Annotated in this window: 22 protein-coding genes; 18 read left to right on the plus strand and 4 right to left on the minus strand. The window is 59.1% G+C overall.

Features of this window, described 5'->3' with window-relative positions:
* Positions 1-67: 67 nt before the first annotated feature.
* The 8 genes from BWR59_RS02330 (at position 68) to BWR59_RS02365 (ending at position 7292) form a co-directional block, all read left to right on the plus strand.
* Complete coding sequence (locus tag BWR59_RS02330) at positions 68-1189, plus strand: muconate cycloisomerase family protein (RefSeq protein WP_081564040.1); 1122 nt, start codon at positions 68-70, stop codon at positions 1187-1189.
* A gap of 26 nt (positions 1190-1215) precedes the next feature.
* Complete coding sequence (gene catC / locus BWR59_RS02335) at positions 1216-1506, plus strand: muconolactone Delta-isomerase (protein ID WP_081564041.1); 291 nt, start codon at positions 1216-1218, stop codon at positions 1504-1506.
* Between the two features lie 62 nt (positions 1507-1568).
* Positions 1569-2474 (plus strand): catechol 1,2-dioxygenase, encoded by a 906-nt coding sequence (catA, locus tag BWR59_RS02340; protein ID WP_081564042.1) that lies wholly within the window; start codon positions 1569-1571, stop codon positions 2472-2474.
* 96 nt (positions 2475-2570) lie between these two features.
* Positions 2571-3539 (plus strand): AraC family transcriptional regulator, encoded by a 969-nt coding sequence (locus BWR59_RS02345; protein WP_081564043.1) that lies wholly within the window; start codon positions 2571-2573, stop codon positions 3537-3539.
* An 86-nt stretch (positions 3540-3625) separates the two neighbouring features.
* Complete coding sequence (locus BWR59_RS02350) at positions 3626-5002, plus strand: Rieske 2Fe-2S domain-containing protein (RefSeq protein WP_081564044.1); 1377 nt, start codon at positions 3626-3628, stop codon at positions 5000-5002.
* Positions 4999-5487 carry a benzoate 1,2-dioxygenase small subunit gene (gene benB / locus BWR59_RS02355; protein WP_081564045.1) on the plus strand — a complete coding sequence of 163 codons (489 nt, stop codon included), beginning with the start codon at positions 4999-5001 and terminating at the stop codon, positions 5485-5487. The genes BWR59_RS02350 and benB overlap by 4 nt, the downstream gene beginning before the upstream one ends.
* A gap of 10 nt (positions 5488-5497) precedes the next feature.
* Positions 5498-6520 carry a benzoate 1,2-dioxygenase electron transfer component BenC gene (benC, locus tag BWR59_RS02360; protein WP_081564046.1) on the plus strand — a complete coding sequence of 341 codons (1023 nt, stop codon included), beginning with the start codon at positions 5498-5500 and terminating at the stop codon, positions 6518-6520.
* Positions 6521-6530: 10 nt separating this feature from the next.
* Complete coding sequence (locus tag BWR59_RS02365; RefSeq protein ID WP_081564047.1) at positions 6531-7292, plus strand: 1,6-dihydroxycyclohexa-2,4-diene-1-carboxylate dehydrogenase; 762 nt, start codon at positions 6531-6533, stop codon at positions 7290-7292.
* Positions 7293-7407: 115 nt separating this feature from the next.
* Here BWR59_RS02365 and pobA read toward each other — a convergent pair whose 3' ends face one another.
* A complete protein-coding gene (gene pobA / locus BWR59_RS02370; RefSeq protein ID WP_178111211.1) occupies positions 7408-8601 on the minus strand; it encodes a 4-hydroxybenzoate 3-monooxygenase in 1194 nt (397 codons plus the stop codon).
* 129 nt (positions 8602-8730) lie between these two features.
* Between pobA and BWR59_RS02375 the strand changes: the two genes are divergently transcribed.
* Together BWR59_RS02375 and BWR59_RS02380 are read left to right on the plus strand one after the other, a co-directional pair.
* Entirely contained in the window at positions 8731-9636 is a 906-nt protein-coding gene (locus BWR59_RS02375; protein ID WP_081564049.1) for a helix-turn-helix domain-containing protein, read from the plus strand.
* 199 nt (positions 9637-9835) lie between these two features.
* On the plus strand, positions 9836-10909 hold the full coding sequence (locus BWR59_RS02380) for an aromatic ring-hydroxylating dioxygenase subunit alpha (RefSeq protein ID WP_081564050.1): 1074 nt from the start codon (positions 9836-9838) through the stop codon (positions 10907-10909).
* Positions 10910-11040: 131 nt separating this feature from the next.
* Here BWR59_RS02380 and BWR59_RS02385 read toward each other — a convergent pair whose 3' ends face one another.
* The 3 genes from BWR59_RS02385 to BWR59_RS02395 all read right to left on the minus strand — a co-directional run bounded on the left by BWR59_RS02385 (position 11041) and on the right by BWR59_RS02395 (position 14278).
* Entirely contained in the window at positions 11041-11970 is a 930-nt protein-coding gene (locus BWR59_RS02385; protein ID WP_081564051.1) for a VOC family protein, read from the minus strand.
* A 22-nt stretch (positions 11971-11992) separates the two neighbouring features.
* Entirely contained in the window at positions 11993-13150 is a 1158-nt protein-coding gene (locus BWR59_RS02390; RefSeq protein ID WP_081564052.1) for a prolyl oligopeptidase family serine peptidase, read from the minus strand.
* Positions 13151-13354: 204 nt separating this feature from the next.
* A complete protein-coding gene (locus BWR59_RS02395; protein WP_081564053.1) occupies positions 13355-14278 on the minus strand; it encodes a LysR family transcriptional regulator in 924 nt (307 codons plus the stop codon).
* A 200-nt stretch (positions 14279-14478) separates the two neighbouring features.
* On the opposite strand from BWR59_RS02395, the gene BWR59_RS02400 reads away from it, so the two are divergent.
* From BWR59_RS02400 to BWR59_RS02435, 8 genes are all read left to right on the plus strand, one after another.
* Positions 14479-15603: an FAD-dependent oxidoreductase gene (locus tag BWR59_RS02400; RefSeq protein ID WP_081564054.1), complete on the plus strand. Its 1125-nt coding sequence runs from the start codon at positions 14479-14481 to the stop codon at positions 15601-15603.
* 53 nt (positions 15604-15656) lie between these two features.
* Complete coding sequence (locus tag BWR59_RS02405; protein WP_081564055.1) at positions 15657-16610, plus strand: PDR/VanB family oxidoreductase; 954 nt, start codon at positions 15657-15659, stop codon at positions 16608-16610.
* Between the two features lie 20 nt (positions 16611-16630).
* The gene (locus BWR59_RS02410; protein ID WP_081564056.1) at positions 16631-16996 is read left to right on the plus strand and encodes a Rieske 2Fe-2S domain-containing protein; all 366 of its coding nucleotides are present in this window, start codon (positions 16631-16633) and stop codon (positions 16994-16996) included.
* Positions 16997-17014: 18 nt separating this feature from the next.
* Entirely contained in the window at positions 17015-18382 is a 1368-nt protein-coding gene (locus BWR59_RS02415) for an amidohydrolase family protein (RefSeq protein ID WP_081564057.1), read from the plus strand.
* Positions 18383-18392: 10 nt separating this feature from the next.
* Positions 18393-18830 carry a heme-binding protein gene (locus BWR59_RS02420; protein ID WP_081564058.1) on the plus strand — a complete coding sequence of 146 codons (438 nt, stop codon included), beginning with the start codon at positions 18393-18395 and terminating at the stop codon, positions 18828-18830.
* Between the two features lie 417 nt (positions 18831-19247).
* Positions 19248-20933, plus strand: coding sequence for a DUF1302 domain-containing protein (locus tag BWR59_RS02425; RefSeq protein ID WP_081564059.1), 1686 nt, complete (start codon positions 19248-19250; stop codon positions 20931-20933).
* Between the two features lie 17 nt (positions 20934-20950).
* The gene (locus tag BWR59_RS02430) at positions 20951-22324 is read left to right on the plus strand and encodes a DUF1329 domain-containing protein (protein WP_230981939.1); all 1374 of its coding nucleotides are present in this window, start codon (positions 20951-20953) and stop codon (positions 22322-22324) included.
* A gap of 1 nt (position 22325) precedes the next feature.
* On the plus strand, positions 22326-23372 hold the full coding sequence (locus tag BWR59_RS02435) for a YCF48-related protein (RefSeq protein ID WP_081564060.1): 1047 nt from the start codon (positions 22326-22328) through the stop codon (positions 23370-23372).
* The last annotated feature ends 3 nt before the right edge of the window (positions 23373-23375 follow it).

Here is a 23375-nt window from a genome sequence, read left to right on the forward strand (position 1 = left end):
ATTGGACGGTCATCTTCGCTGCCGTCAATCTGCGCAAAGAACAAACACAAACGCAGACGGAATCCTCATGACTGCTGTCACTCTCGAACGCTTCGACATCCAGATCGTCGACTTGCCCACCATTCGCCCTCACAAGCTCGCCATGCATACGATGCATGGCCAGACACTCGTCATCCTGCGAATACAGGCCAGCGATGGAATCATCGGTATCGGCGAAGCCACCACCATCGGTGGCCTGGCTTATGCCGGTGAAAGTCCGGAGAGCATCAAGGTGAACCTGGAAAAATGGTTCGCGCCGCTGCTGATCGGGCAAGACGCCACCAACCTGAATGCGGCCATGCACAGGGTCGATCGCGCTATTCGCGGCAACACGTTCGCGCGCTCGGCAGTAGAAACCGCGCTGCTCGACGCCCAAGGCAAACGTCTCCAGCTGCCTGTGGCTGAACTGCTGGGTGGGCGCGTCCGTGACGGTGTCGAGGTCGCCTGGACCTTGGCCAGTGGTGACACTGCCAGGGACATCGAGGAAGCAGAACGCATGCTCGATATCCGCCGCCACCGGCACTTCAAGTTGAAAATCGGAGCCGGTGAACCGGCGCGAGATATCGCACACGTTGCAGCGATCAAGCGTGCCTTGGGTGATCGAGCCAGTGTCCGCGTGGATATCAATCAGGCCTGGAGCGAAGCCGTTGCCGTAAAGGCCTGCCGCCTGTTGGCCGATGCAGGGGTTGAGCTTGTCGAGCAGCCTTTGTCGCGTTACGACCGGGCGGGCATGGTGCGCTTGAGTGCACACAGCCCTATCCCTCTGATGGCTGATGAAAGCATCGAGTCGGTTCAGGACAGCTTTGCGCTGGCGCAGATGGGGGCTGCCTCCATCTTCGCCCTGAAAATTGCCAAAAACGGTGGCCCGAAAGCCGTGTTACGCACTGCTGCCATCGCTGAGGCGGCCGGGATCGGTCTCTACGGCGGCACCATGCTCGAAGGCAGCGTCGGCACATTGGCGGCCGCGCATGCATTCGCCACGCTCGCTAAGCTTGAATGGCACACAGAGCTTTTCGGCCCGCTGCTGCTGACCGAGGACATTCTGGTCGAGCCGCCTGTTTATCGAGATTTCCAGCTGATAATTCCACGCACGCCTGGCCTCGGGATCGAGCTGGATGAAGAACGTCTGACGCGTTTCGCACGTCGCTGAACCGCCCACTACAGAGGACCTACGACATGCTTTTCCACGTACGCATGACCGTCAAACTCCCAGCCGATATGCCGACCGAAAAAGCCAACCAGCTCAAGGCCGACGAAAAAGAACTCGCCCAGCGTTTGCAGCGGGAAGGGACATGGCGCCATCTGTGGCGTCTCGCGGGGCTGTACGCCAATGTCAGCGTCTTTGATGTGGCAGACAATCAGGCGTTGCATGACACGCTGATGCAATTGCCTCTCTATCCCTATATGGAGATCGAGGTCACGCCGATGTGCCGTCATCCGTCCTCGATTCATGCAGACGACCGCTGAAGTTTTCCGTTTTTACAGCACTGGCATCGACAAGAAAAAATAATATTGATGAGGGTAAAGCCATGACCGTTCGTATCTCGCAGACTGCCGATGTGCAGCAATTCTTTGAAAAGGCTTCCGGTTTCGATCAAGCGGCCGGCAACCCGCGCATGAAAGCCGTTGTGCATCGCGTTCTGACTGACTCGATCAAAATCATCGAGGACTTGCAGATCACCCCTGAAGAGTTCTGGAAAGCCGTCAACTACTTCAATGAGCTGGGCAGCCGCCAGGAAGCCGGGCTGGTGGTGGCGGGTCTTGGGCTTGAGCATCATCTGGACATGCTGATGGATGCCGAAGATGCGCAGGCCGGTCATGTCGGCGGAACGCCTCGCACCATCGAGGGTCCCCTTTACGTCGCTGGCGCTCCGGTTTCAGAACACTATGCGCGCCTCGACGACGGTCAGGATCCAGGCACTGTGCTGTTCATGACAGGGCAAGTGCGTGACACCGCTGGCGAACCGCTTGCCAACGCAGTCGTTGACGTCTGGCACGCCAACACCGGCGGTACCTATTCCTACTTCGATCCGTCGCAATCGGAGTTCAACTTGCGTCGCCGGATCCTCACTGACGCCGAAGGGCGTTACCGGTTCCAGAGCATCGTACCTTCGGGCTACGGATGCCCTCCGGATGGCCCGACTCAGCAGTTGCTCGATGAACTGGGGCGTCACGGCCAGCGTCCGGCTCACATCCACTTCTTCATTTCGGCCTCTGGCCATCGCCATCTGACCACCCAGATCAATCTGGCCGGTGACCAATACCTGCACGACGATTTTGCGTACGCAACGCGCGACGAGCTGATCGCCGAAATCCGCTTCACTGAGGATGCCAACGGACGCCGGGCCGATATCGAATTCGATTTCGTGCTCCAGCCAACCGCTGCGGATAAAGATGAAGTCCGTCCCGAGCGAGTGAGAGCGCTCGAGGTGTGAGCTGAGGGTTGTGATGTCGCGGCCCCCCGCAGCAATCGCTGACGGGGGCTTTCTGGCTTCTTCCAGCTCCAGATAGGAAAACAAGAGAGGCAGAACATGACCGTGTTATTGAGTGAGCGCAGTCAGGTGTTCGACCGAGCCGATGCCTATGCGGTATCGGACTACGTCAACCAGCATGTCGGCAGTCATTGTATTCGCCTGCCGCCCAAGGGCCGTCCGCAGGCCAGCATCAGTCACCGGACATTTTCCAGCCTTGATCTGTGTCGTATCAGTTACGGTGCGCCGGTGCAGGTCACGTCTGCTGCGCTGGAGACGATCTACCACCTGCAGATTCTGCTTCAGGGGCACTGCCGATCCGCCGCCCGGGACGATGAGCAAATTTTCCGGGCTGGCGAGGTTCTGCTCATCAATCCTGATGACCCCGTCGACCTCACCTATTCGGCCGACTGCGAAAAATTCATCGTCAAGCTCCCCGTCAGGTTGCTGGAGAACGCGTGCCTGGAGCAGCACTGGACGCTTCCGCAGCAAGGGATTCGGTTTGTGGCGCAGAGACACGAGCTCAGTTCGATGAGCGGGTTCGTGCAGCTGTTGAGTCTGATCTGCCATGAGGCTGAAAACATGGCGGATTCGGAAGTCGGCGCGTTGTACGAGCGAATCGTTGCCAAAAAACTCTTGGCGATGCTGGCCAGCAATGTGTTGAGAGTGATCCCCAAGCGAGAAGAAGCGGGTGGTTTCGAGGCGGTGCGGCAATTCATCGAAGAGCACCTGAGGGCAGACATCAGTGTCGAGCAGTTGATGACGGTCGCCCGCGTCAGTGAGCGTTCGCTCTACTTGCTGTTTGAGCGCCATGTCGGGCTGTCTCCCCGTGACTACATGCGTCAGCGAAAGCTGGAGCGCGTACACGCACAGCTGCAGTTAACGACTGCTCGCAGCGTTACCGAAGTTGCGCTGGACCATGGCTTTGTCCATCTGGGGCGGTTCTCGGAGGCTTATCGCAAGCGGTTCGGGGAGCTGCCGTCCCAGACCTGGCGCCGTCAGCGCAACGGATGTGCGCCAGGCGGATAGCGATTTGCAGCAACTGGATATTGGTCGGCGGGGCAAGCGAATAGGGTGAGGGGGCCTGATACAAGAACAACCGAGGGCCTACCCCCATGATCAGCACATTAGACCGCCTTGCCCGTCAACTCAGCGAATCCGTTCAGGATGATCCCGCCACCGGCGTGTTCCGTTGCCGACGCGACATTTTTACCGACGCCGAACTCTTCGCTCTGGAGATGAAGCATATTTTCGAAGGTGGATGGGTCTACCTGGCGCATGAAAGCCAGGTGCCTGAAATCAACGACTACTTCACCACATACATCGGCCGTCAGCCCGTCGTGATTACCCGTGACAAACAGGGTGATCTGCACGGCCTGGTCAACGCCTGTGCGCACCGTGGCGCCATGCTGTGCCGCCGCAAGCAGGGCAACAAAGGCTCCTTCACCTGCCCGTTTCACGGCTGGACATTCAGCAACGCCGGCAAGCTCTTGAAAGTCAAAGACGCGAAGACCGGTGCTTACCCCGACAGTTTCGATTGCGACGGTTCACACGATCTCAAGCGTCTGAGTCGTTTCGAGAACTATCGTGGCTTTCTCTTCGGCAGCCTGAGCGACACGGTTCCAGAACTCAGTGATTACCTGGGCGAAACCCGCGTCATCATCGACCAGATGGTCGACCAGGCACCTGAAGGTCTCGAAGTGCTGCGTGGCAGTTCTTCCTACATCTACGACGGTAACTGGAAGCTGCAGATCGAGAATGGCGCCGATGGTTATCACGTCAGCTCCGTGCACTGGAATTACTCGGCAACCATGGGCCGGCGCAATTACGAGACCGAAGGCACACGTACCGTCGATGCCAACGGCTGGTCGAAAAGCCTGGGCGGTGTTTACGCATTCGAGCATGGCCACATCCTGCTCTGGACGCGTCTGCTCAACCCTGAGGTACGCCCGGTGCACGCGCATCGTGCTGCACTCGCTGAGCGCCTGGGCCAAGAGCGCGCAGACTTTATCGTCGATCAGACCCGCAATCTCTGCCTGTACCCCAACGTCTACCTGATGGACCAGTTCTCGACTCAGATCCGGGTCGTGCGGCCCATCTCGGTCAACCAGACCGAAGTGACCATCTACTGCATGGCGCCGAAGGGCGAAAGCGCCCAGGAACGCACGACCCGAATTCGCCAATACGAGGATTTCTTCAACGTCAGTGGCATGGGCACCCCGGATGACCTCGAAGAATTCCGCGCCTGCCAGACCGGTTATCAAGGTGCGACGAACCTGTGGAATGACCTCAGTCGTGGCGCAAAGCAGTGGATTGAAGGCGCTGACGAGAACGCACGCGCCATGGGCATGAACCCTCAGCTCAGCGGCGTGAAGACCGAGGACGAAGGGTTGTTCGTACGCCAGCATGCTCATTGGGCGGCGAGCTTGAAGAAGGCAATCGAGGTCGAGCAACAGAGCCTGATTGCAACCGACAAGGAGGCACGTTCATGAGCTTCTCCCGTGACGACTTGCTTGCCTTTCTCTACCGCGAAGCACGGTTGCTGGATGATCGCCAGTGGGATGAGTGGCTGGAGTGCTACTCACAACAAGTCGAGTTCTGGATGCCGGCCTGGGACGACTACGACACGCTGACGGAAGATCCGCAGAGTGAAATTTCGCTGATCTATTACCCCAACCGCGACGGCCTCGAAGACCGCGTATTCCGCATCAAGACCGAACGCTCCAGTGCCAGTACGCCTGAGCCGCGCACTGCGCATTTCATCGCCAACCTGGAAGTATTGAGCGAGGACGCGGGACATCTGGAGCTGCGTTTCAACTGGCAAACCCTCAGCCATCGATACAAGACCACGGACACCTACTTCGGCACCTCTTTCTACCGGCTTGACCTGAGCGGGGAACAACCGCTGATCACCCGCAAGAAGGTGGTGCTCAAGAACGATTACATCCATCAGGTCATCGACATCTATCACATCTGAGGGCAGACCCATGACGTACTCCATAGCGCTCAATTTTGAAGACGGCGTGACGCGTTTCATCGATTGCAAACAGGGCGAGAAGGTACTGGATGCCGCCTTTCGCCAGCGTATCAACCTGCCAATGGACTGCTCGGACGGTGTCTGCGGCACCTGCAAATGCCACTGCGAGACCGGCGCCTATGACCTTGGAGACGAATACATCGAGGACGCGCTGAGTGACGACGAGGCGCAGGAAAGAAAAGTGCTGACGTGCCAGATGGTGCCGCAATCGGACTGCGTGATTGCCGTGCCGGTGCCCTCCAGCGCATGCAAGACAGGCACAAGCCAGTTCGCCGCCAACGTCCATGCGATCACCCGGCACGCCGACGCTGCGCTGGAGGTCAGTTTCGAATTGGACCAGGCGCCGGTCTTTCTCCCCGGTCAATACGTCAACATCGAGGTCCCGGGCAGTGGGCAGACACGTTCCTACTCATTCAGCAGTTTGCCGGGAGAAAAGCACGCGAGCTTTTTGATCAAGCATGTTCCCGGCGGGCTGATGAGCAGCTGGCTGGAGCGCGCGCAACAAGCCGACAAGGTCGCCATGACCGGGCCACTGGGCAGCTTTTACCTGCGCGAAGTCAAACGACCGCTGTTGTTCCTGGCAGGCGGCACCGGGCTTGCGCCTTTCCTGGCGATGCTGGAGGTACTGGCCGAGCGCGGTGAGTCGCAGCAGGTCTCGCTGATCTACGGCGTCACGCGCGACCAGGATCTGGTGATGGTCGACTCGCTGCATGCCTTCGCCGCACGGCTGCCCAACTTCAGCTTCGTGACCTGCGTAGCCGACCCCGCAAGCGTTCATCCTCAGAAAGGCTACGTCACTCAGCACATGGCTCCCGAGGTGCTGAACCAAGGGGACGTCGACGTGTATCTGTGCGGGCCGCCGCCGATGGTCGATGCCGTACGTCAGCACTTCAAAGACCAGGGCGTGACGCCTGTGAGTTTCCATTACGAGAAGTTCACGCCCAACGCCATCGTCACCGGCGACGCCGCCTGAGGACAGAGCAATGAATCCACGTTTCAACGAAAAGGTTGCGCTGGTCACCGGCGCCGCGCAGGGGATCGGTCGGCGAGTGGCCGAGCGGTTGCTGGAAGAGGGGGGCTTGCTGGTCGCCATCGACCGTTCGGAGCTCGTTCATGAGTTGCAGCACGAGCGCAGCCTGACGCTGACCGCAGACCTGGAGCTGCACGCCGAATGTGCGCGCATCATGGCCGCGGCAAACCAGCGCTTCGGGCGCATCGACATCCTGATCAACAACGTCGGCGGGACGATCTGGGCCAAGCCCTTCGAGCATTACGCGGAACACGAGATCGAGGCCGAAATCCGGCGTTCCTTGTTTCCGACACTGTGGTGCTGCCACTGCGTATTGCCCTACATGCTCGAGCAGGGAAGCGGTGCCATCGTCAATGTCTCCTCCATTGCCACACGCAGCATCAATCGAGTGCCGTACGGCGCTGCGAAGGGCGGCGTCAATGCGCTGACTGCGTGCCTGGCGCTTGAGACCGCGGGCAGCGGAATTCGCGTCAACGCGACTGCGCCTGGCGGCACCGAAGCGCCCCCGCGCCGGATCCCTCGCAATACCCAGGCCCAGAGCGAGCAGGAGCAGGTGTGGTACCAGCAGATCGTTGATCAGACCCTCGACAGCACCTTGATGAAGCGCTACGGGACGATCGACGAGCAAGCGGGCGCGATTCTGTTTCTGGCATCGGACGAAGCGTCCTATATCACCGGCGTGACGTTGCCGGTGGGAGGCGGTGACCTGGGCTGAGTCGACGGCTTTTGATCTTCAGTTACACGTCGAGGTTGCGCCGAGAGGCTCTTCACCAGAGCAGGGGACTGCGCAGCCTCTTCATTGTCGCTGCCCGGCGCCCTTTGTTGCTTTTTTACTCAACTGTTTCGTACGGCAATCCCACGTAGTTCTCGGCAATGGTGGTACGCCCAGCCAGAGACTCCACGAAATAATCCAGCTCGGTTTCCTTGATGCGCTGGCCGAACGCATCGGTGTCCGGGAATGCATGCAGCATTGAGGTCATCCACCAGGAAAAACGCTCGGCTTTCCAGATGCGTCGCAGGCATACGGCCGAGTACTGCGCAGTGGCATCAACACGGCCTTCTTTGTAAACCTTGCAGAAAATGTCGAACAAAGTGCTGACGTCGCTCGCAGCCAGATTCAAGCCCTTGGCGCCGGTGGGCGGGACGATGTGGGCTGCATCGCCAACCAGAAAGAGTTTGCCGAACTGCATGGGTTCGACCACGAAGCTGCGTAACGGCGCGATGCTCTTCTCAATGGAATCGCCGGTGACCAGACGGTCCGCAAGTTCTGTCGGCAACCGGGTTTTCAGCTCATCCCAGAAGCGCTGATCGGACCAGTCTTCAACTTTCTCTTGAGCCCCCACCTGTAAGTAGTATCGGGTGCGGGTAGCGGAGCGCATGCTGCACAATGCAAAGCCACGCTCATGGGCGGCATAGACCAGTTCCTCATTGACAGGCGGAGTATCGGCAAGAACGCCCAACCAGCCAAACGGGTAGACCCGCTCGAAGATCTTCAAAGCATCAGTGGGAATTGATTGCCGAGCCACACCATGAAAACCGTCGCAACCCGCGATGAAATCACAGTCCAGACGCATAATTTCACCGTTTTTTTCAAAGGTGACGTAGGGGCGCTCGGTTTTCAGATCCTGAGGGCGTACGTTTTCCACTTCATAAATGGTCTCGCAGTCTGCAGCCTCACGTGCGGCCATCAAATCACGAGTGACCTCGGTCTGACCGTAGATCATCACCGTCCTGCCGCCGGTAAGGCGCTTCAGATCGATGTGCTGGCGCTTGCCGGCGAACACCAGTTCAAAACCGTCGTGTACCAGGCCTTCCTTGTCCATGCGAGCGCCCACACCGGCCTTGCGGAGCAGGTCGACCATCCCTTGTTCGAGCACTCCCGCGCGGATGCGGCCAAGCACATATTCAGGGTTCTGCCGTTCGAGAATGATGTTGGAGATGCCAGCGTTGTGCAGCAGTTGGCCGAGCAGAAGACCGGACGGGCCGGCGCCGATGATTGCGACTTGAGTCTTCATTGTTGTTATCCCACGCAAGCTTGTTATGTTTATGAACTTGCATTTTTCGCTTGCTGAGGGCGGTTTAGAAGTTTAAAAATCCTGATCTTCAGGTACTTTTCAGTAATCTGGGCGATTATCGCGCAGTCTGGAGCAGGCATGGTCAGGGCGGTGCTGGATAACATCCCGGTGTTCAAGCTGTACGGAGAGGGCCAGCGCTGGGCGACCCCGGACCTGCTGCATTGCGAGACCATTGCCAAACGCAGTCGCCTCCATCACTGGGAAATACAGCCGCACAGGCACGCCGATTTGTGCCAGTTGCTCTACGTTCGCAAGGGGCAGGCGCAGATCGATATCGAGGGGCAGCAACTCGTGGTGCGCGAAGCGGCCTTGCAAGTCGTTCCACCTCAATGCGTGCACGGGTTTCGCTTTTCAGAAGATATCGACGGTTACGTGGTAACGCTCGCTGCTCCGCTCATCGCTCAATTGCAGGCTCAGACTGGCGCGACCCATGATGTTCTGGCCCATCCGGCACTTTATTTGGCAGGCACTGACCGTGGATACCTCACGACGCTGTTTTCTGCTTTGCTGCGGGAGTATCAGAACCTGCAGCCGGGCCGGGATGTGATGCTTCATTCGCTGATCAACGTGGCGTTGGTCTGGGTTGGCCGACAAGCCACGGCACGCAATAGTTCGAGGCAGGCACCGCAGCGAGGTCGAAGATACCTTGCACATTTTGTCAGCCTGATCGAAACCCATTTTCGGGAGCAGCCCAGCGTCGAGCACCTGGCGTACAAGGTGGGCCTCTCAGTCGCCCAGCTGAACAATATCTGTCGCGACCTGGCCGGCCTCAGTGCATTGCAAGTCGTGCACCAGCGCATGCTGCTGGAGGCCAAGCGCAACCTGATCTACACCAGCATGACCGTCGCCCAGGTGGCCGATGTGCTGGGCTTCGCCGACCCGGCGTACTTCTCGCGCTTTTTCAAGCGCCTCACCGGGCTTTCTCCTTCAGATTTTCGTAGCCAGGGCCTGCTTCAGACAGCCCTCTCGGCTCGTAGCTCCTGACACCTCTGCACGCCCTCGATAACAGCTGTTCGAGAGGCAAGCATCGCGGTTGGCGATACCTCCTAGCGGAGGATCTGATTAGTGCCCGTGGGGTAGGGAGCGCTAAGGTCTACCGGCATAGTTGCTCAATAGTCGGCGAGTGATTGCCACATGACTGTGTTGGGCACCTCATACTAAAAACAAGCGAGGTGAGATGATAATGAGCGCTACCGTCTTCGACCCGGGCGTACAAAACCTGGCTATCCCGCAGCTAGCGACGTTCCCGGTCAACCAATGGTACGTTGCGGCCTTGTCCAAAGAGCTCAAGGATGCGCCCTTGGCTCGAACGTTACTGGGTTTCCCGGTAGTCCTTTTTAGATGCGCGGATGGCTCGGTTGCCGCATTGGAGGACCGCTGCTGCCATCGTGCGCTGCCACTGTCAAACGGGACGTTGGAAGAACGTGGGATACGCTGCGGCTACCACGGTCTGCTCTTCGACTCTGCAGGTAAATGCATCGAGGTGCCGGGCCAGGATCGGATTCCCGGAAAGGCCAAAGTGCCCGCTTATGTGGTCAGGGAAAAGGACCAGATTGTGTGGATCTGGCACGGCAGCGAGGCGCACCCTGAACCCCTGTTCGAACCGCCTGCCTATGACGTGCACAGCAGCGGCCTTTACCTCTATGACGGCGATGTCTATCACTACGATGCGCCTTACCAGCTCATACACGACAATCTGCTGGATCTAAGTCACCTGGGGTACGTGCATCTGCACACCATTGGTGGCAACGCAAGCATCCACATGAACGCGCGCATGGAGGTGCAGAGCGATGATCAGAAGGTGAGGGTGGTGCGACAGATGCTTGACTCCGTGCCGCCTCCTACCTATACCGCTGCTTATCCGTTTTTGGGCAACGTGGATCGGTGGCAGGAAATCGAATTCCACGTCAGCCATCTTCGGATCTGGACAGGCGCCGTCGATGCAGGGACCGAATCGATTGATGACCCGGATCGCGGCGGTTTTCATATGCGTGGCTTTCACGGCGTGACACCGGAGACCGAGACGACCAGCCACTACTTCTGGACGATAGCGACCAATCCGCTGAGCGATCCGGAGGCCGTTAAAGCGAAAGTCGTGGAGCAGACGGTGCTGACGTTCGACGAGGACAAGGTGGTGATCGAAGCGCAGTACCGAAACATGTGTCGTTTTGGCAAGCCGGCGACAGTCGACATACACGTCGACGTAGGTGCGAACCGTGCTCGGCGAATTATCGAGCGGTTGCGTCAGCTTGATTGACGTACATCTGGAAGCTGTAGGAGCCAGGTGTACGCTCGTTGTGAGGTAGACGTGACGAGGCCGCTGCAACCCTTGTTGGTGAGCAGCGGCCTCTTCTGTTGCGCAGGGTTAACGCGCGTTATCCCGGTGATTTATTCCGGCTTTCCACCCGGCATCCACTTTTCGCGGTGCTGGAGCAGGAAGTACTGAGAGGTATCGGCACTGGAAGGCTCAACCCGCGGCGACCAGCTGTCGTCGTGCAAGTCCATGTCCGCGTCGTACTCGACATGGCAGCCCATGGGGCTGTTGAAATACCAGAACCAGTTCGATCCCAGTTGATGTCGACCCGGACCCCAGAAGGACTCGTAGCCTTTTTCAACGAAACGCGTACCCGCGAGCATGACTTCTGTGGGACCCGCCATGTGAAAGGTGAAGTGCTCAATGCCTTTCATGAACGGCGGCGTCTGAATAAAGAACAACGTGTGGTGGTCTTGCGTGCCCGCCGGGCGCAGGAAAGGGCCGGTTCCAATGAACCGGTCGGTGCAGACGAAACCCAGCCGTGTGTAAAACGCTTCTGCTTTATCGGCATCCGGGACGAAATAGACAACGTGCGACAGGCTTCGGGGCAGGGCAGGCATTTCGTTGCTGGCGCCCAGGCTGTTGACTTCGCGCAGCGTCGACGAGCCTGGTGCGTTGCTCACCTCGCCCGGCAGTGACAGTTCACGCCGCTGGGTGATCCTGAAACCGACAGCGAACCCCATATCGTCTACCGCGTGCAGCACCCCATCCTCTGTGCGGCTGACCTCACGGTCCCTGCGCAATTCGGTCTCGATGGCCAGCAGCGTTCCTTCATCAGCAACACCGTATACCGTCTCGCGCAGGGTGCTGGCCGTGCCCATTGCGGGCGGCAGCTGTGGATCATCCCGATGCCGGATGAGGACACCCGTGCCGTCCAGCGCTTCGAGGTAGCCGCCCGTGTCGTCGAGATCAACGGGTTTGAGGCCATAGTCGGTCAGGTACTGTACGCAAACGCCAACGTTGTCGACGCCGAACACCAGATATTCAGGTCCGATGATATTCATGAGCTGTCTCTCTTGTTGTGGCTCAGGCCGTACGGCCGCCCAGAGTTTCTGCGACCCAGTCAGCGATGTACTGACCCGCGTTGATGCTGTTGTCGAAGCTTGAGTGCTGCACGCCGCCTTCTCGCTCGGTGAACACTTTCAATTCGCGTTGCGGGCTGTTGATCAACTGTTCGTAGGTGCGATGCGCCCATTTCAGCGGAATCTGGCTGTCCTTTTCGCCGTGGGTCACCAGGAACGGCACCTTGATTCGATCCAGCACGCCATCCAGATGAACGAGCTCGGCCACCGTCATGAACTCATCAATGTCCTTGGCTCCCCACACCCAGCACACATGTTTCCAGTAGTGCGGGACCGGTAAGTTGCCCTCATTGGCCAGGCGACGCTTCTGCACATCTCGCCAGTCATGGTTGGCTCCCCAGACCACGCCACAGGCAAAGCGTGGCTCGAACGCAACGGCGCGAGGGCAGTAGTAGCCGCCGAGCGAAACACCTTCCATGCCAATGCGTTTCGGGTCGATGTCGTCACGCGTCTCTAACCAGTCGACCACACGGCTGGCCCAGTGCTCGCTGTCATAGCGTGCTGTGAGCCCTTGCAGGCGCAAGGCCTCGCCAGTCCCCGGCTGATCGATGACCAGGGAGGCGATACCGCGTTTTGCCAGCCATGCTGGCAGACCCACCCGGTATTTCATCTCCTTGGTGGAATCCAGGCCATTGACCTGAACCAAAATGGGCGCAGGCCCCTGCACACCTTCAGCGCGGGTATAGAGCCCTGACAAGTGGCTGCCTTCATAGGGAATTTCAACGCGTTCGCAGTTTTCCGAAGACAGGCGTACACCGCGCGCAAACGTGTCCAGGAACCGCTGATAGAGCGCTTCACGTGCCGGGGCGCCGTGGGCCTGCAGGCGTTCGCAGGTGATGTAATACGTCGCCGCACGGTTGTATTTCTCGCCGGCCGAAAACAGCCGGCCGCGCGCCTCGTCTTCCTCGGCCAGGCTGCACAACTTGTCAGCCATCTTTGACCAGGTCTCACGAAACGCCTGTGTGCCGGTTGCGTCGGGGTGCTTGGCACTTTCTTGAAGAGGCGCGCACATCTCTTCGATTTCGCCAATGCGGGCACCCATCTCGATGGCCAGGTCTACAGAGAGATTCCAGACGTAATTGGTGGGGAAGTAGCGAAACATATTTTTATTATCCTTCTAACGGTTCCGAGGCGCGGCACAGTGAGACGCATGCCGCAGCGGGCACACGCATCAGTGCCAGCACGCAAGGAAGCTCGCACGCTTGCATCTGATCGACAAATTGCGAGTTCACATGCCAGCCATCGCGGTTCGCGATAGGTGGGCCAGCAGATCGGTGCGCGAAGCGTTAGCAGGAAGGGAGAGCTATCAGGCGAGGGGAGGGGTTTCAAAACTCCGAACGGTTTCAAGCAGCTTGTTACGAAGCCAGATCAGCATCGCATCGCCGTCGAGGCTGCGGTGCCATGACATGTACTCACGCATCACAGGAATTTTCACGGGCGGTGGAAGCAGCCGCAGTGGCAGCAGTTGCGCGTACAGCGAGGCGAGGCGGCTGTGCATGGTCGCGATTCGCTGAGAGCCGATGAGCAGGTGAGGGATGGTATTGAAGTCGTGAGTAATGACTTCCATGCGGCGCTGGCAGCCGTACTGGTCCATGAACCATTGCTCGATGGCCGGCGTGCGGCTGCGCCCGAAAGCCGCTGCGACATGACCCATTTCCAGGTAGTTCTCCAGCGTGAAGGGCTCTCTGACGCTCGTGTTGCCTTCCCACACCACACACACATGTTGTTCTTCAAACAACAGCTGTGAGGGATGCTCTGAATTGATGTGTTGTTCAGGCGCAATCATCAGGTCGATTTCGCCGCGCATCAGCATTTCGACGGCGGTTTCTCCGGGACTCATCAGCTCGAACGTGACGTGCGGGGCGTCCGAAACGATGCGCTGAATCACCTCGGCAAACAGCACGTTGATCAAGTAATCAGAGGCCATGATCCGGAAATGGCGCTTGCTCTGGGCGACGTCAAAGACAGGCTTCGCAGCGATCGACGTCTGAATCTTCAGAAGCACTTCCCTCACCGGGATCTGCAAGTCCTTGCCGAGCATCGTCGGCGTCATCGTCCGCCCTACCTGGACCAGCAAATCGTCCTCGAAGTAGGCGCGCAACCTGCGCAGGATTCCGCTCAATGCGGACTGCGTCATATGCAGGCGTCCCGCAGCACGCGTGATGTTCTGTTCTTCGAGCAAGACATCCAGGGCGACGAGCAGATTGAGATCGAGGTGGTTGAAACGCATGGTAGCTGGCTCATTGTTGTATTTATTTTTGAAATACTTTCCATGGCAACTCCCGATTAGTCAACGCATCTTTTCCTGCTTATCGTCAGCTCAACAGTAAGCGTGGCGCCTCGGCCGATGATGGCTTTTGCGGCAGCGCAGCCGTGCGGCCAGCGCTTTACGATTGCTGATCAAAACAACAAAAACGAAAGGAACGCCTAATGAGCGAAGTCGATAAGGTCCTGGTCGTGGGCGGTGGTATCGGTGGTCTGTGCGCCGCCATCGCGTTGCGTCGTGAAGGCGTGGCGGTAGATCTGGTGGAAATCAAATCCGACTGGACCGTTTACGGAGTGGGGATCATTCAGCAAAGCAACGTCGTGCGGGAAATGGCCCGGCTGGGCGTCCTTGACCGGTACCTGGATGCCGCGTACAGCTTCGAAGACGTCGGCATCTATGACCTGGAAGGCAAGCCGCTGGCGCGCATTCCCGGTCAACGGTTGGCGGGGCCGCAATACCCGGCCAACGTGGGTATTTCGCGGCTGGCGCTGCACAAGGTCCTGAGCAGTACGGCGATTGAGTTGGGCGCCGGAATTCGGTTAGGCCTGAGCGTCGAGACATTCGAGCAGGACTCACAAGGCGTAGACGTTACCTTCACCGACGGCACGCGTGGCCGTTACAGCTTGTTGGTCGGGGCCGACGGGGTTTACTCGAAAATTCGCACCCTGATGTTTGGCGACAAGTATCAACCACGTTTCACCGGGCAGGCCGTCTGGCGCTACAACTTTCCCCGCGACCCCTCTATCGATCATCTCGCCAGCTACATGGGGCCCGGCGGGAACGCCGGTCTGGTGCCGCTCTCTGACAACCTCATGTACATGTTTTCCACTTCCCATGAGCCCGAGAATCCCTGGTATCCGCCCGAGCAGTTGGCCGAACTGATGCGTGAACGCATCGGCAATATTGGTGGGCTTGTCGGCAGCCTGCGCGAGCAGATCACCGAAAGCAGCCAGGTCGTCTACAAGCCCATGGAAGTTGTGTTCGTTGACGAGCCCTGGTTCAAAGGACGCGTGTTGCTGATCGGCGACGCGGCCCACGCCACGACCCCGCATCTGGGGCAGGGCGCTGGCATGGCCATCGAAGATGCCCTAGTGCTGAGTATGGAGCTGACCGCAGACGGCAGCATGGAAGACAAGCTTCAGCGCTTCATGAATCGCCGCTTCGAGCGTTGCAAGTTCATCAGCGAGAAATCAGTCCTGGCGGGGGATCGGGAAATGGCGCGCGATCAGAGTTTTGATCGCATCGGCCTGACCAAGCAAATGCTCACGCTCACCGCCGAGCCCATCTGACCTCGCGTGCCATTGCTATGGCACCGGCATGAACAACAAGCAAGGTAGCGGCAATGATCGACGTTATCGTCACCCGCAAGAAACGCGAGGCCGAGGGAATTTCGAGCTTCGAGTTCGCCCGCACTGACGGTGCCGCACTGGCCCCATTCAGTGCCGGCTCGCACATCGACGTGCATCTGCCTTCAGGGCTGGTGCGCCAATATTCGCTGTGCAATCACCCCGACGAGCAGTTTCGCTATCAGATCGGTGTATTGCTGGACCCTGCTTCCCGAGGCGGCTCAGAGGCCATGCATGCCCTCGAAGAAGGCTCCGTTGTGCAGATCAGCGAGCCGCGCAATCTGTTCGCCCTGGCGCACGGTGCCCGGCGCTCGTTGTTGTTTGCCGGGGGGATTGGCGTCACGCCGATTCTTTGCATGGCTGAATGTCTGGCGCAGACCGATGCCTCTTTCCAGTTGCATTACTGTGGCCGTTCGGTCGCCAGCGTCGCGTTCATCGAGCGTATCCAGCAATCGCGTTTTGCCGAACGGGCGCATCTGCACTTTGATGACCAGCCCGAGACGCGGCTTGACGCAGCACAGGGGTTAAGCGGGTATTGCGAAGGCGATCACTTGTATGTCTGCGGACCCGGCGGCTTCATGGCATTCATCCTAGAGCAGGCCCGGTTGGCTGGCTGGCCTGAAGACAGTCTGCACCGGGAGTATTTTGCCGCCCAGCCACAGGCTGTGGCTCAAGCCGATGACGGTAGCTTCGAAGTGATGCTGGCGAGCACCGGTCGCTGCTTCGTCGTGCCCGCGGATTATTCGGTGGCCCAAGTGCTGCTCGAGAATGGCATTGACCTGCCGTTGTCATGCGAAGCGGGCATTTGCGGCACGTGCCTGACCCGTGTACTCGAGGGCGAGCCGGACCATCGGGACATGTTCATGACCCCGGCCGAGCAGGCCCTGAACGATCAATTTACGCCCTGTTGTTCGCGATCCAAAAGCCCACGCCTGGTGCTGGACCTTTAGCCCGTGAGGCGCCGTTCCCAATGACATTCAGCCGAATTTTCCTGTGCCGGCAAGACGAGATCGTGGACGGCTCGGCACGCGGTTTCGATCCTCATGCCCAGGGGCGCGACACGCTGTTGGTCGTCCGCTGGCGGGGCGTGCTTCGTGCCTGGCTGAACCGCTGTCCGCACATGGACGTCGCCATGCAATACCGCAAAGACCGGTTCATGTCTGGAGACGGCCAACACATTGTCTGCTTCGCCCATGGCGCCCTGTTCCAACCGGATGACGGGCGGTGTGTGCTGGGCCCCTGTCTTGGACAAACGCTGCAGCAGCAACCGATCATCATCGACGAAGGCGGTGCTGTCTGGCTGATGGATACCCCTGCGCAACCCCTCACGGCATAACAACAAGAGAACCCAGCCATGGCTCGCACTCATGTCAATTGCAACACCCTGTTTACCGGCCTCGAAGACACCGCGCGGCAACATCAGCGACTGATCATCGAAGACGGCGTCTTCACGTATGTCGGCCCGCAGGACTCAGCACCGGCGATTGGTGCCGGTGAGAAAGTCATCGACACCGGCGAGCATTTCGTCATGCCGGGACTGGTCGATGTGCATACCCATCTCGTGTTCGGTAACGCGAAAAGCGAGGAGGACATTGATCTGCATGTGTCACCTGAGTTTCGCGCCTTGCGCGGTCTGTTTTTCACCCAGCATGTGCTCGCGGCCGGTTACACCTCTGTCGTGGTGCCCGGGGATGCAGGCCAGTGCAGTATTTCGGTACGCAACGCGATCAACGCCGGCATGTTCACAGGCCCGCGCATCGCCGCCAGCAGCAACGTCATTTCCAACCGGCAGAGTCTCAACGACTGGTTTCCCAGTTGGGTCGGCACGCCGGAGTATTTCAGTGGCCGGCTGTGCGCCACGCGCGACGAGCAGATCGCCGAGATACGCCGTCAGGCAAAGGACGGCGTGGACTTGATGAAGATCGCCATGGATGGCCCCCATTTTCGTCCCAACGGTGAGCACATTGCGGCCTTCACCGAGGATGAAACGCGGTTCATGGTCGACGAAATCCATCGTCTGGGTAAGAAAGTGGCCGTGCACGCCTATGGCCGCGAAGCCGTCCTGTACGCCGCCAAGGCCGGCGTTGACGTGATCTTTCATGGCTTCTTCATGGACGACGAGTGCATTGAAGCCATCCTGAAATCCGGCAGCCATGTGGCCCCTACCTTCACCATGCTGGCGAACAACACCGAGTTCGCCGAGCCCTACGAAGCGTCGACCAAATCAGGCTACGCCTCGATGCAGCGCAGGGTGATCGAAGCAGGCTGTCGCAACCTGAAAAAAGCCTTTGAGGCCGGGGTTCCGTTCATGACCGGCAGTGACAGCGGCTTTGCCATTACCCCTTATGGCGAGTGGCATGCGCGAGAAATAGAAATCCTGGTGGACTGGTTAGGCCTGACTCCCGCCCAGGCTTTGCGGGCAGCCACCTCGGTGTCGGCCCGGATGATGCCTGCCGCGCAACGGGTCGGCGCACTGGAAGTGGGGCGTCGTGCAGACTTCATTCGCGTCGACGGTTCGCCGCTGGACAACGTCGCCATCCTTCAAGAGCGCCAACGCATTTGCGGGGTGTACCTGGGTGGTCGTCGTATCGAGGCCCAGGTGCCGGGTTATGACCCTAACCGGGTCAGCGATTTCAATACCGTGAAGTGGTCGGAGCTGCACACGCGACAACGCGCCGTGGAGATGGGCAAACGCCCGCTGTCCACCCTGAATCAGCAATAAGGAGCGTGGCATGAACCGACTCACACTGACCCTCGCTGACCGCATGGTTGACGAGGCGCTGAGCGAAGGCGCGGGGCAAGGATTTCAACCCCTTTGCGTCGCCGTGCTGGACGCGGGCGGGCATCTGTTGGCACTCAAACGTGACGAGCGTGCAAGCCTGCTGCGCCCGCAAATTGCCAACGGTAAAGCCAGCTCCGTGCTTGGCATGGGCTTCGGCGGTCGTGAGCTGGCTCGTCGGGCGCAATTGATGCCGGCGTTTTTCAGCGCTCTGAGCGATCTGGCGGGCGGGAACATGCTGCCTGTGCCAGGTGGCGTGCTCATTCGAGACGACGCTGGCGACATCGTGGGTGCCATCGGCATCAGCGGAGACACCTCGGACAACGATGAGCGTTGCGCCATGGCGGCGATCGCTGCCGTCGGACTTGTTGCCGATGCGGGTTCAGGCTGAGCCACTTTCCAGCCTTGAGCGTGATCATGGTTGAGTGGGGTGCGCCAGCCATTTCTTATGCACGCATGCGACCCGCTCAGGTATCCAGCTTTGCAATACATCGCATCTCAAGAGTCGATTAGTCAAAACACCTGTTTAGCCTGAAGCTGTACTTACCCACCCACTGTTACTCGTTAGCAGTAGGGGTCATAAAATAAGAAGAGTGAGGTTCACCATGATCTCGAGCAAACCGTCACCCATCGCCCTCGCAAGCATCGTGGCCTTCTTCGGCAGGCCTCACTCAGCATTGTTTCAATCTCGATATTTACTCCGCTTGAGCGTGTAGTCAGCGGCTACCTGTATGACGGGGAGCGCTCTTTGCCCGCGTGAAATCAGAACGTCAGTCCTACGGATAAAAACAACAAAGAGGGATAGTTGATGGCCACTCATAAAGGGGCAAGGGCAAACTCGCGCCCGATATTTGCTCGGCACCCACTGGTATTTGCTTTAACAGCCGTATTTGGCGGTGTACCGCTGGTGCAAGCGTTTGATTTCGACACGGGAAATCCGGATATCCGGACGCGCTGGGACAACACCCTCAAGTACAGCTCGGCATGGCGGACCAAAGGTGCCTCGTCGCAACTCACTGACAGCAGTACCTCGGTAAACGGAGATGATGGGGATCGCAACTTTGGCAAGGGTCTGATCTCCAGTCGCCTTGATCTGCTCTCTGAATTCGACTTCAGCTATCAGAATTTCGGTGCCCGACTGAGCGGCGCTGCCTGGTACGACGACGTTTATAACAAGCAGAACGACAACAACTCCCCGGGCACCGTCAACAGCGTTTCCGTGGACTACGACCATTTCACCGATAACACCCGCAACCTGCACGGTCGCCAGGGGGAACTTCTTGACGCCTTCATCTACGGCAAGGGCGATCTGGGTGAAATGCCAGTGTCGGGGCGCCTCGGTCAGTACGCGATGCAATGGGGCGAAAGTCTGTTCTACGGCATGAATGGTATTGCCGGAGGCATGGCGCCTATTGATGTTGTGAAGGGGGTGTCAGTGCCCAACACCCAGTTCAAGGAGTTGATACGTCCGGTCAACCAGATGTCCGGTCAGTTGCAGATCACGCCTGATGTTTCTATTGGCGCTTATTACCAGTTTGAGTGGGAGGCGAACCGGTTACTCGGTGCGGGCAGTTACTTCTCGTCTTTTGATTCAATAGGCGAAGGCAATGAGCGTTTGTTCGTCGGGGCGCCTCTCTTTCCCGGTGCCCAGCCGCTGGCGTTCTATCACGGCGCGGACAAACAGGCCAAGGACTCGGGGCAGGGTGGCGTACAGGTCAAGTGGCGCACCGAAAACTATGACTTCGGTGTCTATGCGATTCGATTCCACGACAAAAACCCGCAGCTACTCGCTCGCCCGGACTTCGCCAATCTGAACCCGCTTACCGGTGATGCCGGTGAATACAGCTGGGTGTACGCGGAAGGCATTAAAGCATTGGGAGCCAGTTTCTCCACCACTGTAGATGCTTTCAACATTGCAGGCGAAATGTCGACTCGATGGGACCAGCCGCTGGCCTCCACCAACCCGCGCGCACTTCTCCCCGGCGAAGGCATCTCCAACGAAGCTGACGATGCTTTGTACGCGACTGGCCGCACGTTGCACGCCAACCTCTCTTGGCTGGCGACGTTGAGTCCGAATTTCTTGGCGCAGGAAACCAGCTTTCTGGGTGAGTTTGCCTGGAACCGCACCCTGAGCGTTACCCACAATCCGGACGCGGTCGATCACAACGCCGATCGCGATGCCTGGAGCTTTCGAACCGTTTACGAGCCGATGTACCGCCAGGCGTTTTCCGGCATGGACATCAGCGTCCCCTTCGGCGTGAGTTTTACCCATGGCGCTTCAGAGTCCCTCGGTACCGCGTTCGGTACCGATCGAGGCGGCGACATCAACATCGGCGTCAAGGGTAACTACCTCAATACCTGGAATCTGGGGCTCACGTACACCCACTACTACGGCCCGGCCAATACCTTTCTCGACGCCAGTAATAACTACACCTTTGAACAGTCGCTCAAGGACCGAGATTTCGTCGCCTTCAGCGTCAGCCGTACTTTTTGAGCCTGGGAACAACTGCCATGAATATGCGTAAAACCGTGCCCCTTCGCAAAAAAATGACCCTTCTTCTGACTTCACTGGCGGTCGCCACGCTGGTGTCTCAGGGCGCCATGGCAGCAGACGCCGCTGACCTGAAAAACACCCTCACGCCGCTGGGCGCCGAGCGCGCTGGCAACGCTGACGGCAGCATTCCTGCCTGGACCGGGGGCTTGACCAAAGTCGACCCTGGCTACAAAGAGGGCGGCAAGCGTACCGACCCTTTTGCGGCCGAGAAGCCGCTGTTCAGCATCACCTCGAAGAACATTGGAGAGTACGCCGACAAAGTCACGCCGGGCATTCAGGCGATGTTGAAGAAGTATCCGGACAGTTATCGTCTGGACGTCTACCCGACGCACCGGACCGCTGCGGCGCCCCAGTCGGTGTATGACGCCACCTACGCCAACGCAGGCAAGACCCGACTGGTCGACAGTTCAGCCGGGTTGATTCCCCAGGACGGTGAGGGTGGCATTCCCTTTCCGTTGGCCAAGGACGGTGTGCAAGCCATCTGGAACCATCTGATGCGCTGGCGCGCGGCGTCGTGGCGCACCGACTTCACCCAATACTTGACGACGGCCGATGGCAAGCACGTGCTGACGAACGATTCGCGTGGTGACTATCAGATGCCCTGGTATTTGCCGGACGGCGGGAAAAAAGACGGCACATTCTGGACCATCCGGATGATCAACGATGGCCCGCCGTTGCGCGCTGGCGAAGCCATCACCGGGCGTGAAAACGTGAACGCGGACAACACAGGCGCGTGGACCTATCTGCCGGGTCAAAGGCGCGTCCGCCGTCTGCCGAACGCATGTTGCGATACGCCGACTCCTGCCACTGCGGGCGTGATGAGTTTCGACGAGTTGTATGTCTTCAACGGTCGGGTTGATCGCTTTGACTGGAAGCTGGTCGGCAAGAAGGAAATGTACATCCCGTATAACTCCAACAAGGTCTTCACGGCTGCCACTCCCGAAGCGTTGCTGGGTGAGCACCACTTGAATCCGGATGTACTGCGCTGGGAACTGCACCGTGTCTGGGTGGTTGAGGCAACACTGAAATCCGGTAAGCGTCACGTGATGCCACGCAGCACTTATTACCTGGACGAGGATACCTGGGCCGCAGTGCTTGGCGAGCGCTATGACGGTCAGAACCAGTTGGCCAAAGTACTGTGGACCACGCCGGTCGTGCTGCCGGACTTGCCGGGCGTGGTGACGATTACCAACGGCTTCTACGACCTGCTGTCCAGTACCTGGTTTACCGGTGACATATTTGCGGGCAAGTCTGAGCAGTACCGCGTGGTACAGGCCTACAAGGATTCGGTGTTCACGCCGGACGCCCTGGCTGGCGAAGGCGTGCGTTGATATGAGCGCTAAAAGCTGGCTGGCCCTGTGCCTGATGGCGGTTGTACCGCCGCTACTGGCAGCCCCTCCCGTCGATGTGTTGAGCCGCCCTGCAACGCAGTCGGCCCAGGCACTTCACGCGGTGATGCAGGCGATCACCCGTGCCGAGGATCGTCTGGTTGCGGTTGGCGAGCGGGGCACCGTGCTGCTCTCCGATGACAACGGGATCCGTTGGCGCCAGGTGGCGGTGCCAGTCAATAGCACGCTGACCGCCGTGCAGTTTGTCGGGCAACAGGGTTGGGCGGTGGGGCACGCTGGCGTAGTCCTTCACAGTTCCGACGGTGGAGAGCACTGGGCACTTCAGCTTGATGGCCGAAGCCTGGCGGCCGTGGAGTTGAATGCCGCACAGCGGGCAGGCGATGAGCGTCGACTAGCGTCGGCTCGCCGCCTGACGAGCGATGGCGCCGACAAACCGCTCCTGGCGCTCAGCTTCACCGACGCGCTCAACGGCATTGTCGTTGGCGCATACGGACTGGCGCTGATCACTCATGACGGTGGTCAGACCTGGTCGTCGCTCATGGGAAGTCTCCCCAACCCTCAGGGGCTTCATCTTTATGCCGTAGTCCAAACCCGTAGTCAGGTGTACGTCGCGGGTGAGCAGGGCTTGTTTCTGCTTTCGCTCGACCATGGCGAACATTTCGAAGCTGTAGACACGCCGTACGAGGGCAGCTATTTCAGCCTCGCGGTACAGAGCGACGGCACCGTTCTGGTCGCAGGGCTGCGCGGCAAGGTTTTTCGTGTCCTGAATGACGGACGCAGCTTTGCCGAAGTCGCCAATCCACTGCCGATTTCCATCAACGATATGCGCGTCGTTGGTCAGCAGCTGTTGCTGGTCAATCAAGCGGGAGGGCTGTTACAAGCCTCCGTTGATCGGACCCATCTGGCTCCACTCGCGCTGCCACCCGGACCACCCCTGACGGCTATTGCCCAGGCGGCCGACGGCACTCTGGTGGGCGTCGGTTTTGCCGGACCTGCGCGCCTGGCCACGCCCTTGAACGCTGTGGAGTAAAGG

The sequence above is a fragment of the Pseudomonas sp. Bc-h genome (assembly GCF_002080045.1).
In the GTDB taxonomy this organism is placed as follows: domain Bacteria; phylum Pseudomonadota; class Gammaproteobacteria; order Pseudomonadales; family Pseudomonadaceae; genus Aquipseudomonas.

Bases quoted from the DNA above. Each gene is read 5' to 3' on its own strand.
- BWR59_RS02405 (WP_081564055.1), top strand. From the start codon at position 15,657: ATGATCGACGTTATCGTCACCCGCAAGAAACGCGAGGCCGAGGGAATT.
- BWR59_RS02380 (WP_081564050.1), top strand. From the start codon at position 9,836: ATGAGCGCTACCGTCTTCGACCCGGGCGTACAAAACCTGGCTATCCCG.
- BWR59_RS02385 (WP_081564051.1), bottom strand. From the start codon at position 11,970: ATGAATATCATCGGACCTGAATATCTGGTGTTCGGCGTCGACAACGTT.
- catA (WP_081564042.1), top strand. From the start codon at position 1,569: ATGACCGTTCGTATCTCGCAGACTGCCGATGTGCAGCAATTCTTTGAA.
- catC (WP_081564041.1), top strand. From the start codon at position 1,216: ATGCTTTTCCACGTACGCATGACCGTCAAACTCCCAGCCGATATGCCG.
- benB (WP_081564045.1), top strand. From the start codon at position 4,999: ATGAGCTTCTCCCGTGACGACTTGCTTGCCTTTCTCTACCGCGAAGCA.
- benC (WP_081564046.1), top strand. From the start codon at position 5,498: ATGACGTACTCCATAGCGCTCAATTTTGAAGACGGCGTGACGCGTTTC.
- BWR59_RS02400 (WP_081564054.1), top strand. From the start codon at position 14,479: ATGAGCGAAGTCGATAAGGTCCTGGTCGTGGGCGGTGGTATCGGTGGT.
- BWR59_RS02375 (WP_081564049.1), top strand. From the start codon at position 8,731: ATGGTCAGGGCGGTGCTGGATAACATCCCGGTGTTCAAGCTGTACGGA.
- BWR59_RS02435 (WP_081564060.1), top strand. From the start codon at position 22,326: ATGAGCGCTAAAAGCTGGCTGGCCCTGTGCCTGATGGCGGTTGTACCG.
- BWR59_RS02430 (WP_230981939.1), top strand. From the start codon at position 20,951: ATGAATATGCGTAAAACCGTGCCCCTTCGCAAAAAAATGACCCTTCTT.
- BWR59_RS02330 (WP_081564040.1), top strand. From the start codon at position 68: ATGACTGCTGTCACTCTCGAACGCTTCGACATCCAGATCGTCGACTTG.
- BWR59_RS02395 (WP_081564053.1), bottom strand. From the start codon at position 14,278: ATGCGTTTCAACCACCTCGATCTCAATCTGCTCGTCGCCCTGGATGTC.
- BWR59_RS02420 (WP_081564058.1), top strand. From the start codon at position 18,393: ATGAACCGACTCACACTGACCCTCGCTGACCGCATGGTTGACGAGGCG.
- BWR59_RS02365 (WP_081564047.1), top strand. From the start codon at position 6,531: ATGAATCCACGTTTCAACGAAAAGGTTGCGCTGGTCACCGGCGCCGCG.
- BWR59_RS02350 (WP_081564044.1), top strand. From the start codon at position 3,626: ATGATCAGCACATTAGACCGCCTTGCCCGTCAACTCAGCGAATCCGTT.
- BWR59_RS02390 (WP_081564052.1), bottom strand. From the start codon at position 13,150: ATGTTTCGCTACTTCCCCACCAATTACGTCTGGAATCTCTCTGTAGAC.
- BWR59_RS02345 (WP_081564043.1), top strand. From the start codon at position 2,571: ATGACCGTGTTATTGAGTGAGCGCAGTCAGGTGTTCGACCGAGCCGAT.
- BWR59_RS02415 (WP_081564057.1), top strand. From the start codon at position 17,015: ATGGCTCGCACTCATGTCAATTGCAACACCCTGTTTACCGGCCTCGAA.
- BWR59_RS02425 (WP_081564059.1), top strand. From the start codon at position 19,248: ATGGCCACTCATAAAGGGGCAAGGGCAAACTCGCGCCCGATATTTGCT.
- BWR59_RS02410 (WP_081564056.1), top strand. From the start codon at position 16,631: ATGACATTCAGCCGAATTTTCCTGTGCCGGCAAGACGAGATCGTGGAC.